This is a genomic window from Caballeronia sp. GAFFF2, from assembly GCF_023631485.1.
In the GTDB taxonomy this organism is placed as follows: domain Bacteria; phylum Pseudomonadota; class Gammaproteobacteria; order Burkholderiales; family Burkholderiaceae; genus Caballeronia.
Genome location: NZ_JALQDA010000027.1, coordinates 652856 through 664937, shown reverse-complemented (window position 1 = coordinate 664937; position 12082 = coordinate 652856). Strand labels below are relative to the sequence as shown.

The 12082-nt window shown below is 59.7% G+C and carries 13 protein-coding genes; 5 read left to right on the top strand and 8 right to left on the bottom strand.

The genetic code is table 11. From position 1 onward, the window contains the following. Positions 1-201: 201 nt before the first annotated feature. Positions 202-768, top strand: a complete 567-nt coding sequence (locus NCT04_RS19450; RefSeq protein ID WP_250467310.1) for a fimbrial protein — start codon at positions 202-204, stop codon at positions 766-768. Here NCT04_RS19450 and NCT04_RS34455 read toward each other — a convergent pair. Beyond that, on the bottom strand, positions 762-890 hold the full coding sequence (locus NCT04_RS34455; RefSeq protein WP_284507792.1) for a hypothetical protein: 129 nt from the start codon (positions 888-890) through the stop codon (positions 762-764). The genes NCT04_RS19450 and NCT04_RS34455 overlap by 7 nt on opposite strands. Here NCT04_RS34455 and NCT04_RS19445 point away from each other — a divergent pair. Further along, positions 889-1602: a fimbrial biogenesis chaperone gene (locus NCT04_RS19445; RefSeq protein WP_250467309.1), complete on the top strand. Its 714-nt coding sequence runs from the start codon at positions 889-891 to the stop codon at positions 1600-1602. The two genes, NCT04_RS34455 and NCT04_RS19445, sit on opposite strands and share 2 nt — an antisense overlap. Before the next feature lie 309 nt (positions 1603-1911). Next, positions 1912-4416 carry a fimbria/pilus outer membrane usher protein gene (locus NCT04_RS19440; protein WP_250467308.1) on the top strand — a complete coding sequence of 835 codons (2505 nt, stop codon included), beginning with the start codon at positions 1912-1914 and terminating at the stop codon, positions 4414-4416. A 252-nt stretch (positions 4417-4668) separates the two neighbouring features. On the opposite strand, the gene NCT04_RS34450 is transcribed toward NCT04_RS19440, so the two are convergent. Both NCT04_RS34450 and NCT04_RS19435 read right to left on the bottom strand, forming a co-directional pair. After that, the gene (locus NCT04_RS34450) at positions 4669-4794 is read right to left on the bottom strand and encodes a hypothetical protein (RefSeq protein WP_284509374.1); all 126 of its coding nucleotides are present in this window, start codon (positions 4792-4794) and stop codon (positions 4669-4671) included. Between the two features lie 9 nt (positions 4795-4803). Further along, positions 4804-5235, bottom strand: a complete 432-nt coding sequence (locus tag NCT04_RS19435) for a hypothetical protein (RefSeq protein ID WP_250467307.1) — start codon at positions 5233-5235, stop codon at positions 4804-4806. 277 nt (positions 5236-5512) lie between these two features. Between NCT04_RS19435 and NCT04_RS19430 the strand changes: the two genes are divergently transcribed. After that, positions 5513-5899 carry a hypothetical protein gene (locus tag NCT04_RS19430; RefSeq protein WP_250467306.1) on the top strand — a complete coding sequence of 129 codons (387 nt, stop codon included), beginning with the start codon at positions 5513-5515 and terminating at the stop codon, positions 5897-5899. A gap of 8 nt (positions 5900-5907) precedes the next feature. Here the strand turns inward: NCT04_RS19430 and NCT04_RS19425 are convergent, their stop codons facing one another. The 4 genes from NCT04_RS19425 to NCT04_RS19410 all read right to left on the bottom strand — a co-directional run bounded on the left by NCT04_RS19425 (position 5908) and on the right by NCT04_RS19410 (position 10464). After that, the gene (locus NCT04_RS19425) at positions 5908-6075 is read right to left on the bottom strand and encodes a hypothetical protein (protein WP_244829441.1); all 168 of its coding nucleotides are present in this window, start codon (positions 6073-6075) and stop codon (positions 5908-5910) included. Positions 6076-6381: 306 nt separating this feature from the next. Beyond that, on the bottom strand, positions 6382-7416 hold the full coding sequence (locus NCT04_RS19420; RefSeq protein WP_250467305.1) for a S1C family serine protease: 1035 nt from the start codon (positions 7414-7416) through the stop codon (positions 6382-6384). 70 nt (positions 7417-7486) lie between these two features. Further along, a complete protein-coding gene (locus NCT04_RS19415) occupies positions 7487-8383 on the bottom strand; it encodes an ATP adenylyltransferase family protein (RefSeq protein ID WP_250467304.1) in 897 nt (298 codons plus the stop codon). A gap of 785 nt (positions 8384-9168) precedes the next feature. Then, entirely contained in the window at positions 9169-10464 is a 1296-nt protein-coding gene (locus NCT04_RS19410) for an L-fuconate dehydratase (RefSeq protein WP_250467303.1), read from the bottom strand. Between the two features lie 276 nt (positions 10465-10740). On the opposite strand from NCT04_RS19410, the gene NCT04_RS19405 reads away from it, so the two are divergent. Then, the gene (locus NCT04_RS19405) at positions 10741-11505 is read left to right on the top strand and encodes a ParA family protein (RefSeq protein WP_250467463.1); all 765 of its coding nucleotides are present in this window, start codon (positions 10741-10743) and stop codon (positions 11503-11505) included. Position 11506: 1 nt separating this feature from the next. Here NCT04_RS19405 and NCT04_RS19400 read toward each other — a convergent pair whose 3' ends face one another. Then, positions 11507-12037, bottom strand: a complete 531-nt coding sequence (locus tag NCT04_RS19400) for an Lrp/AsnC family transcriptional regulator (RefSeq protein ID WP_244829445.1) — start codon at positions 12035-12037, stop codon at positions 11507-11509. Between the last annotated feature and the right edge of the window lie 45 nt (positions 12038-12082).

Sequence of the window (12082 nt, the reverse complement as noted above, 5' to 3'; positions counted from 1 at the left end):
GTCTCTTATTCTGAGGGTGAATCTTTATTGAGTTAGCTCCGAAAAAAATGGATGGCGTTTTTGAGAATTAGATTAGATCAATCCTAGCTCTGCCTGCTTATTATTCTCTCAACGCCACGCACCTTGAACGACGCAAGCAGCAACTTGTCGATGGCCGCGTCAAGCGTCAAACATTCATTATTCGTTTCCCGGAGTTTTTTCATGCAGAAAGCTATTTCCCTCAGCGCCGCACTCTTCTCGATGATGGTCGCCCTTGCGTCGATGAACGCCAACGCCGCCGACGGCACGATCACCATCAACGGCGCGGTGTCGGATACGACCTGCTCGATCAATGGCACGGCTGCCGGTTCGTCGGCAAACGTGACGGCTACGTTGCCGACCGTTTCCGCAAGCGCGCTTGCGTCGGCTGGCGTCACGGCGGGCGTTTCCAAGCTCGGCGACATCCAGTTGCAATTGACCGGCTGCACGGGCTCGGCTACCAAGGCAGTGGCGCACTTCGAGAACGGTTCCACCGTTGACCAAAGCAGCGGCAATCTGATCAATCAGGCGCTGACGCAGCCGGCGACCAACGTGCAAGTGCGTCTCTTGAACTCGCAAATGCAGCCGATCAACATCCTCACCAACGCCAATAACGATGTCGCGGTCAACGGCGCATCGATCTCGGCCGGCGCTGGCAACCTCAACTACTTCGCGCAGTACTATGCGACGGGTCAGGCTCAGCCGGGCGCGGTCAACACGATGGTCCAGTACTCCATTCAGTATCAGTAAAACCATCGATGCAGGGTCCGGGCGCGCGCCACGTTTTGATTCGGCAAGCGTCCGGTTGCAGTGAATGACATCAACCGTCGAGTGATGGCCGCAATGAAATCGATGAAACGATCGCTCGCCATGGCAGGTCTCCTTGCCGCGATGGTCGCGGGCTCCGCGCACGCCAGTGTGACAATCGGCGCGACGCGCGTGGTGTATCCGCTGGATCAGCGTGAAGTCACCGTGAAGCTGAACAACGACAGCTCGCACCCGGCGCTCGTGCAGGTCTGGATGGATAGCGGCAACGCCGACACCAAGCCCGCCGACAGCAAGACGCCCTTCGTGATCACGCCACCCATCTTTCGGATGGATGCGGGCAAGTCGCAGACATTGCGCGTCATGTATGGCGGCGAAGCGTTGCCGCAGGATCGCGAGTCGGTGTTCTGGCTCAACGTGCTCGACGTGCCGCCCAAGGCGGAGGTGAAAGCCGATGTCAACACGCTGCAACTGGCGTATCGCACGCGCATCAAGATGTTCGTGCGCCCGGCGAAGCTGTCCGGCAAGCCCGAGGATTCACCGCGCATGCTCAAGTGGAAAGTCGTGCCCGCGCGGCAAGGCGGTGGCGACGCGCTCTCCATTACGAATCCGAGCGCGTATCACGTTTCGTTCAGCGAGATCGGCGTGACATCGAACGGGCGCACCTTCAAGAACGAAACCGGCGGCATGGTTCCGCCGCGTGGCGATGCAGTCATCCCCGTGCCGAAGATGAGCGACGTGCATGGCGGCAAGATCCATTACATCGCCATCAGCGATTACGGCGGCGCCATCGAAGGCGATGCCGAACTCGCGCCTTGATCGGAAGCCCATTCGGGCAGACCTCCAGCGACCTATCGCAACGTCTCGAAATTAACAGCGCGCATCTTGTTCGATGCGCGCTTTTCTTTTGTTTGCATGGTGTTTCGCGTCTCAAAAATAGAACTCGTCCTAGCTACTTTCATCTCGTTAATTCGTAGCATCGGTGGATCGGCAAATGTCTCGCGCCTCATGCACCAGGCTATCTCCATGCAATCGTCGCAATCATGTCAGCAGCGGATTTCCAACGGCTTTACAGCATCTTCGTTCGTGCTGCGACCGGTTGCGGCGATCGTGTTATGCGCCTTTGGCATGGCTGCCTGGATGCATCCGGTAAGCGCGCTCGCGAACGAACCGAAGAAGGCAGCCGAATTCGATACGACCTTCCTGCAAATGGATTCGACAAGCGGCGTCGACGTCGCGCGTTTCTCGCGCGGTAACGTGGTATCGCCGGGCGCGTATGCAGTCGACATCGTGGTCAACGGCAACCGTGTCGCGCGCGAGGACGTGCGCTTCAATGCCTCGCATGTTGGGGAAAACGCGACGCCGTGCCTCACGCGCAAGATGCTCGAAGTCTATGGTCTGGACTTCACGAAGCTCGCAGCCGATCATGCCGCCGACACTGCATCGGCCGATGCGAATGCATGCGTCGAGCTGACCTCGCTCGTACCCGATGCCTCCGTCAGCTTCGACTTCGCCGAGCAGACGCTAACGTTGTCGATCCCGCAAAAGTATCTGCGCAATGCGGCTCGCGGCTATGTGTCGCCCGAATTGTGGGACAACGGCGTGAACGCCGGCTTTCTCAGCTACAACGCCAATGCGTACCGCAGCGACAGCGGCGGCATGCACGCCACGCAGGAATACCTCGGCCTCAACGCGGGCGTGAACATCGGCGGATGGCACTTTCGGCATCAATCGTCGATCACGTCCGGCACAGGCCAGGCGACCCAGTTCGACGACATCGCGACCTATGTCCAGCACGACGTGCCGAAGTTCAAGGCGCAAGCGACGCTCGGCGACGCGCAGACCACCGGCGAGGTGTTCGACAGCATCGCGTTTCGCGGCGCGCAGATCGCCACCGACGACCGCATGTTGCCTGAATCGCTGCGCGGCTATGCGCCTGTGGTGCGCGGCACGGCGGAATCGAATGCGCGCGTGACGGTGCGTCAGAACGGCCAGGTGATCTATGAGACGAGCGTGTCGCCGGGACCGTTCGAGATTCGCGATCTGTACGCCACCGGTTACGGCGGCAATCTGGACGTCACCGTTACCGAGGCCGATGGCCGCGCGAAACATTTCGAAGTGCCGTACGCATCGGTGGCACAGTCGCTGCGCGCGGGCACGACGCGCTTCGCCGTCACGGCCGGCCAGTTGCGCGATGAGTCGTTGCACACGAAACCGGGCTTTGCGCAATTCACGTTGCAACGCGGGCTGACCAATCAGGTCACACTGTACGGCGGCGCGATTGCATCGGAAGGCTATGTCGCGGTTAACTTCGGCGCCGCGCTCAACACGAAGTTCGGCGCTTTCGCGACCGACATCACCTCCGCGCGCACGCAAGTCCCGGGCGCTTCCATGCAGAAAGGGCGCAGTCTGCACGTGGGCTACAACAAGTTTATCGATCCGACCGGCACCAACGTCACCTTTGGCGCGTATCGCTACTCGGACGCGGGCTATCACAATCTGAGCGATGCCGCCCGCGTTCGCGACGAAGCCATGTTCGGCGGCACGCCCACCGATCGGAACCGCGGCCGCCTGCAGGTGAGCATCAATCAGCCGTTGAAGGATCACGGTTCGGTGTTTCTGACGACATCGGCGCAAAGCTACTGGAATCGGCCGGGGCGCGACGTGTTCTATCAGGCGGGTTACTCGAACAGTTTCAAGTACGGCACTTACAGCATTACGGCGGGCCGCTCGACCGACGCGGACGGCACGCCTTCGAACCAGATCATGGTCAGCACGACGATCCCGCTCGGTCATTCGCAACACTCGCCACAACTGACGACGAATCTGAGCGCGAGCAACGGCTCGGCTAGCGTGCAGACGAGTCTGAGCGGCAACGCGGGCGCCGAGAATCAGTATTCATACAACGTCTACGGCTCAGGCGGTCAGAGCGCGAGTTCATCGGTGAACATGAACGCTGGCGCGAGCGGCGCGTATCACGGCGCGCATGGACAGGTCACGGCATCCGCGAGTGCGGGAGCCAATTCTTCGCAGGTGTCGGCGGGCGTGAGCGGTTCGATCGTCGCGCACCCCGGCGGCGTGACGTTCTCGCAGACGGTCGGCGACACGTTCGGAATCGTCGAGGCAAAGGGCGCGGAAGGCGCGAGCGTGTCGAGCGCGAGTGGCGTGAAGGTCGATTCGCATGGCTACGCGGTCGTGCCGTATCTCACGCCGTACGACATGAACAGCGTCGATATCGATCCGAAGGGCACGTCGACCGATGTCGAGTTTGCATCGACATCCGAGAAGTCGGCGCCGCATCTCGGTTCCATCGTCATGTTGAAATACAAGACGGTGACGGGACGCGCAGCGCTGATTCGCGCGCCGCGTCTGAATGGCGATGCGTTGCCATTCGGCGCGGAAGTCGTGGATGGCGAAGGCCGCGTGGCGGGCGTCGTCGCGCAGGACAGCCGCATTTTCGCGCGCGGTATTGACGAGAAGGGCACGCTCGTAGTGAAGTGGGGCGATCACGCGGGCGAACAATGCAGCGTCGATTATTCGTTGCCTGCGAAGAGCGGCGAGGCGGACACGGGGTATGCATCGATCGAAGCGCATTGCTTGCCGCGCACGGTGATGGCGGCAAACGCGTTCTGAAATGAACGTGCAGATTGAAGGAGCTTGCAACTGCGACCGGGCCTCCGAGAGTCCGGCGCGCGTGAAAGCCCGAGCTGTTTGAAGTTGCCAACCCGAACCCGTCTTAATTTCAATTCGCACCTTTGCACGCGAGCATTTACCGCCTAGAGTTAAAGTAGATTCTCAACTCTCTGAGAGGTGGGCATGAGAACCGGACCAAGGCAAATGGTGCGCTTGCTGGCGACGCTCCGGCATGCCGCGCACTGCAGGGCGTTACGCGCGGCGGCCGCGCACGAAGCTCAAGGTCAGGAAGAAGCCGATAAAGAGGCCAAGGAGGCCGAAGACAAAGAGCGCAATGCGGTCGCGCCGGATTCCTCGAAACTCCATCGGCGAATACATTGATTTGGTTCAGACGCGCGCCGCGTTTCGATAGGGCGAAAAGCGCCAATGGCCCGCCGGGTCTTTCACCGCGACGGCCCCATGTTCGTGCAGAACTTTGCTGACCGAAGCAGGTTTGATGTCATCCGAGATGCGAATTACGAGTAACGTGCGCTCGCGCATTTCCGGCAATTGCGGCACATCATCTATTTTTCTCGCCGCAGGCTCGTTCGGCACGAAGCGGTTGTGCGCGCCGACTACACCCTGATATTCACCGTGCGCGACGTATTCCGCGTCGTCTTCACTGTGGGCAGGAAGCGGGAAGGCACCGATTTCGACGTCGTCGTGGCCCGAACGATATAAGTGCGTATCGTCGCGGCTCAACCCCGCAAGTTGCAAGGCGCGCAGTGCTTCGTGCCCATCGCGATAACAAGCGAAAACGCCAACTATGACTTGATTCATCGTCGCTTCCTCCAAAGGCATGCGGTTGAGCAAGCCTCAAGCAACTGATTGTTGGACATGCAATGCCGCATTTGATTCGAATTCGATTTGCCGGCATGCACGAGACTCATTCTTCATATGAAGTGAGCAATGGGCATTCCCGCATGACAAATCGAAAGCCTCACGGGCGGGCATACTCGGGACCGTCCGGGTTGCGACCCTAAGCGTCATCGCATAAAGTGTGTGGGCTTTGAGAGCGGTACTCATGCGTCACGCGACGCGCCCTTGACGAGGTTTGATGATGGCGAATGCCCGCGTATGCATGCTTCTGCTGTGCGCGATTGCTGCTGGTCCGGTTTGCGCGGCGTCTTGTTATAGCGATGGCGACGTCGTGACGCTCGAAGGCACGGCCGCACGCCAGGCGCCACGACAAGCCGAAGCCGACGCCAAGCCGGCATGGGTGCTTACGCTCGCGCGCCCCATATGCGTGCTGAGCCAGGCTTCGGGACAAGCCGCGCCGCAACAGTCGAATGTATCGACGGTGCAGGTCATCGACGCCATACCGACGGAGAATGCACGCATCCGTCTAACCGGCAAGCTCGTTACCGGCAATGTGAGCGCCTATTACGCGGTGCCGACCGCCATCTGGGTGCTGAAAGAACGCGTGATATCCAACGGCGAGTAAGGCGCGCCTTAGGCGGCTTTCGCGAGGCAGCGCGAATATTCGGCGACGACGAACTGCAACGGCAGGTTGTCGAGCTTGCGTTCTTCGGCAAAGCGCACGATGGCATCGAGTTGCTGGCCGGTGCATCGAAATGCTTGGCGGCGCGGCGCGCAATACGTCTTATTGTTCGTGGTCATGGCAATCCTCTTTCCTGGTTTCTTGAACCTGGACCTTCCCCCGACAGGGGCAGGTCGTCCGACGGTTTAACCGTGGGTGCGCCTGCTCTTTGGTCGCTGCACGTATTTAGCCGCAGCGCCGCCTGGACCACCGCCTGTTGGCGCACATAGTCATCGATGGTCGTTGTGTCTAGCGCAAACGGTGGGCCCGAGCAGTTACGCTGGGTGGGTTTGCGCACAGAGAAAGCGCGCTGAAGGGAAGAGAGACTTGCCTTGCCGTAAGCTGCAACATCGCGAGCGGCGCCGGTTCGCCGCCCGCGGATTCGTTTAGCCGTGTTGCTCGACGGGCGTGACCTCTAGTTCGAGTTTCTGCGTATTGCGCAGTACCGATACCTTGACCACTTTATCGATGCGCGACGCATCGAGCGTGCGTTGAAGTCCATCGACGCTATCGACGCCGACATCGTCCACCGCGACGATCCGGTCGCCCACCTGCAAACCGCCGAGCGCGGCCGGGCTGCCCTTGACGATCTCCATCACATGCACGCCGCTCGTCACCGTCAGCGCGAAGAAGCGTTGCACGCGCCGCGAGATGGGCGTCGTCGTCCCCGCCACGCCGATATAAGCGCGCCGCACGCGGCCATGCGCGAAAATCTGCATGATCGCCCACTTGGCCGTATCGATTGCGGTGGCAAAGGAAATGGCCTGCGCGCCGGAAATGATCGCCGTGTTGACGCCGATCACCTGTCCCGCCGAATTGATGAGTGGTCCGCCCGAATTGCCGGGATTGAGCGCCGCGTCCGTCTGAATGACGTCGTAGATCATGCGGCCTGAAGTGGAGCGCAACGAACGCCCGAGCGCGGATACCACGCCCGTGGTGACGGTCTGCGCAAGCCCAAGCGGATTGCCGACCGCGATGGCGATCTGCCCGACGCGCAGGCTGCCCGAATCGCCGAGTTCGACATGCGGCAGCGGCTCCGGGGAACCGATACGCAGCACCGCGAGATCGCTGCCCGGATCGTCGCCGACGAGATCGGCGTGAAAGCGGCCGCCATCGGCGAGCGTGACGGTGATCCGCGTCGCGCCATGCACGACGTGGCTATTGGTCAGCAAATAGCCATCCGGCGTGAAGATGAAGCCCGAACCGGTGCCGCCGGCCACGCGCCGCGCGCCGTTATGGTCGATATCGCGCTCGACCGAGATGAAAACCACCGCCTGCTGCACGCGTTCGAGCGCGCCGATCACGGTGCGCGAATAGGCATCGAGCAGAGCGGTATCGTCGAGCGTCAGGGCGTTCGGCGAAGGTGTGGCGTCCTGCGCACCGCGCGCAAGATCGTCGATGAATTGAGGTCGGCTTCCCATTGCTGGACTCCAGATGAACGTCTGGAAGCGGACATGCGGGGCAAACCCGCGCTTTTCAAGATGGCGTTGCTCAGGGCGAGCGCGTGGCTCGTGCAAGCAAGGCCATCGGGCCGAGCGATTCGACGATCAGGCGCTGTGCGTCGTCGCGCACGAATAGCGAGCCCGCGAAGCCGAGCGCGTTCACCGCGACGCCTTCGACGTGCGACACATCGCGCGGCACGACGAGCATCCAGCGCCGCGTGACGAGCAGGTTGTAAGGCGCCGATTGATGCGTGCTGCCAGCGACATCGAGCGCTTTCACGCCGATGGCATCGAGTAGTTCGAGATAGATTTCGTGGATGCGTGCCGGCCCGGTTTGAACACCGAGGTCGAGCCACGCGGCGGCATGCATAAAACCAAGACCCGGCGCACGAAAGACGCCTTCGCCGCGCGCCGCTTCGATGAGTGCTTCGATTGGCAACGCGTGACCATCGAGCGGCAGCGGCACCATCTGCAGATGCTTATGCGGCTGACTCGATCCCGCGACCGAGCCGCCGTTATAGAAACCCAGGCCATCGAACTGCGCAAGGCATGCAAAGAGCGCGGCGAAGTCGTCGGCGCAAAGCAGCGCTTCCTGAGGTTCGAACGCGCTCGTCACGACGAGCAGATGATGCGCGAGCACGTTGAATTTATTGAGCAAGAGAAAGTGCCGCTCGCCTATATCGCCGACGAAGAGCGCTTCCTCGCACGGCGAAAAGGGATCGCGCCACGGGCTCGCGGCATCGGCGATGGATTTGGCGGCGAGCTTCGACTGTTCTTCCTTCCGGGCGAGATTCGCGACTTGCCGGACGAGAAAGCGCACGCCGCCGTCTTCAATGACGTGCTGCACGGTATCGAAGGAACGCAACGCGCCGCATGACAGTGCTTGAGTAGTGCGCGCCACGACGGTTTGCCAAGAAGGCGCATTCGAAGGAAAGAGAGTTTTCATTGGCACTTGGAACTCGCTTCAATGATTTTCTAATTGCCTGTTAGCAGTTGAATGGAACGCTTGATGCAAATAGGCAGTTAAACATTCTTGAAGGCAATTAAAATAAAAAAACTCGAATTGTTAGGATTATTCGGCGTGTATTTTTGCTGTTTGAATCTATAAAATTTCCTTACCTTGTTCACCGACATTCGAACTGACTTCACAACTCAAGTTGAATGTGAGGGCAAGTAGGGGTTCATCTATTCAGAAGATATCGGATTACTTTGGTGCTCCGTAATTTTCTAGTGGGTGATTAATTTAAATCTTGTGTTTTGAAGAGGTATAAAAATGCAAAAGATCGATCGCGCCATGCTCGTTCAGGCCAACATCGCTGGCGGTACCGCCAAGGGTGGGGCTGATTCGTCGTCGAGCACCTCGGTGACTATCAACATTAGCGCCGGCCAATAAGTACTGAGTCTGGCGAGACCAATGCCGCAAATTGTAGCAACAGCGGGACAATCTGCACATTGATCAAGTCGGCTTCAATCATCTCGTAAGTCAGTTTTATTCATCCTGTATCAAGGAATTATCATGCAAAAGATCGATCGCGCAGCACTCGTGTACTCCAACATCGCCGGCGGCGACGCTAAGGGTTCGACGTCGTCCAGCTCGACCTCGACGGTCAACATCACGATCACGGCATAAGCGTTCACGCTTACTGCTTCTGATTGTGACGCAGCAAGGGCTGCGCTGTGAGCGCGCCCTTGCTGTAATGATTCAACTTCACGGTTACCACCTGCGCGATACTACTCGCGCCACGCCTCACCCTTGCCGAATTCAAATCGTTCAAGCGTAGCCGCGTGCATTTCAATGCTGTACCCCGGCTTTTGAGGCGGCATATATCGGCCGTTTTTGATTACGACAGGATCAAGAAAATGCTCATGCAAATGATCGACATATTCGAGCACCCGGTTAGAAAGCGAAGCCGACACGCAGATGTAATCGAAGATCGAAATATGCTGCACGTATTCGCAGAGGCCGACACCACCTGCATGCGGACAAACCGGCACCCCGGCCTTCGCGGCCATCAGCAGCACCACGAGCACTTCGTTCAGGCCGCCTAGCCGGCAACTGTCGATCTGGCAGAAGTCGATAGCCTGCGCTTGCAACAACTGCTTGAAGATCACGCGGTTCTGACAATGTTCGCCGGTTGCAACGCCAATCGGCGCGACACGGCGACGAATGGCGGCGTGACCGAGCACGTCGTCGGGGCTGGTCGGTTCTTCGATCCACCACGGGTCGAACTCCGCGAGCCGGCGCATGTTCGCAATGGCTTCATCCACTTCCCAGACCTGATTGGCATCCATCATCAGTTTGCGGTGCGGACCAATCTCCTCACGGAGAATGCGCGCGCGTCGAATGTCTTCGTCGATACTGCCACCCACTTTCTGCTTGAAGTGAGTCCAACCTTCGGCAACGCCTTCGCGTGCCAAACGGCGAATCTTGTCGTCGTCGTAACCGAGCCATCCTGCGGACGTGGTGTACGCCGGAAATCCCTGCGCGAGCATTTCCTGTTCGCGTTGGCCTCGCGTTTCTTGATTGCGCTTGAGCAAGGCGAGCGCTTCGGAAGGCGTGATCGCGTCGGTGACATAGCGGAAGTCGAGGCATCGCACGAGTTCTTCCGGGCTCATGTCCGCAAGCAGCTTCCACACCGGCTTCTTTTCCGACTTGGCCCACAAGTCCCAGACGGCATTGACCACCGCCGCGGTCGCGAGATGAATAGCGCCCTTGTCCGGACCGATCCAGCGAAGTTGGCTATCGCCCGTGAAGGTTCGCCAGAAGCCGCCCATGTCTGCGGCAATGTCTTCGAGCCGCTTGCCGACGACGAGCGGCGCCAGCGCATGCACCGCCGCGACGACGATTTCCGTGCCGCGTCCGATGGTGAAGGTGAGGCCATGACCGGCTAAGTCCGGCGTATCGGTTTCGAGGATCACATAGGCGGCCGAATAGTCGGGCGCGGCGTTCATCGCGTCGGAGCCGTCGAGCGAGCGCGAGGTGGGAAAGCGAATGTCTCGTACCGTGAGATTCTTGATCGTGGTCATGCGTGTCTCCTCAAAAGTTGTTGTGACGGCCAACGGAGCGTTCGCGCGGGAAGCTAGGCGTATGCCGAAGCCACCCGGTCCGCTAGCATGTTAGAGGCAAATCGCGCGCGACGTGAGAAGGCCGCGTTACCGCAAAGGACGAATCGGTCTCGGGCGGCGCGTGCGCGAGTTCAAAAATCCCGATGCGCTAAGATCAACGCCTAGGCTTCATCCGCAAACTCCGCCGCCCGGCGAAAGCAAACGACCGTTCACAATCCCGAGGAAAAATCCCTGATGCTGCGCCGTGTCGTCTTCAATCAGAAAGGTGGCGTAGGCAAGTCCACCATCGTCTGCAATCTGGCAGCCATCAGCGCATCGCGCGGTCTGCGCACGCTCGTGATCGACCTCGATCCGCAAGGCAACGCGAGTCAATACTTGCTTGGCGCCGACGCCAAGGATGCCAGCCCGAATCTGGCGACGTTTTTCGAATCCGCGCTCAGTTACAGCTTTCGCGAGCCGATCTTCGACTCGTTCGTCCACTCGACGCCGTTCGAAAATCTCGACATCGTGCCGTCGCATCCGAACCTGGACGCGCTTCAGAGCAAGCTCGAGTCGCGCTACAAGATTTATAAGTTGCGCGATGCGCTCAAAGGGCTCGAAAACTACGACGCCGTTTATATCGACACGCCACCCGCGCTGAACTTCTTCACGCGCTCGGCGCTGATCGCCGTGGACCGCTGCCTCATTCCCTTCGATTGCGACGACTTCTCGCGCCGCGCGCTGTATTCCGTGCTCGAAAACGTGCAGGAGATCAAGCACGACCACAATCCGGAACTGATGGTGGAAGGCATCGTGATCAATCAGTTTCAGCCGCGCGCCAGCCTGCCGCAACAACTCGTGGACGAATTGCGCGGCGAAAATTTGCCGGTGCTGGATTCGCACTTGTCGCTCTCGGTGAAGATTCGCGAGAGCCACCAGCACGCGCGACCCATGATCTATCTCGAACCGCGTCACAAGCTCGCGCAGGAGTATCTGGCGTTGCATACGGAGTTAAGCGGCTAGCTCATGTCCATTCGGCTTCGTCGTCGCCGGATTGAGGCAGCGTCAGTCCCGATGCCGGCAACGGCAACGCCGTCTTGTAGCGCACCTGCTTGAGCGCGAAGCTCGAACGGATGTTGGCCACGCCCGGCATCTTCGTCAGGCGTTCGAGAATGAAGCGTTCCAGCGCGGCCACGTCGGGCAAGACGACGCGCAAGAGATAGTCGGCGTCGCCCGTCATCAGATAGCACTCCATCACCTCCGGCCGCTCGCTGATCGCTTGCTCGAAGCGCGCGAGCGCGTCCTTTATCTGCTTTTCAAGACTCACCTGAATGAACACGTTGATGCTGAGGCCGAGCGCTTCCGGGCTCAACAACGTGACGTGCTGGCGAAACAGCCCGGCTTTTTCCAGCGCGCGGACGCGGTTGAAGCACGGCGTGGCCGAAAGGTTCACCGCGCGCGCCAGTTCCGCGTTCGTGATGCGCGCGTTTTGCTGCAACTGATTCAATATGCCGATATCGATACGATCCAGCCGCTGCCGTGTCTGCGAACTCATGGTCGAAATATTCCGTTATTGAGCATTTTTTAAGAATATCTACAC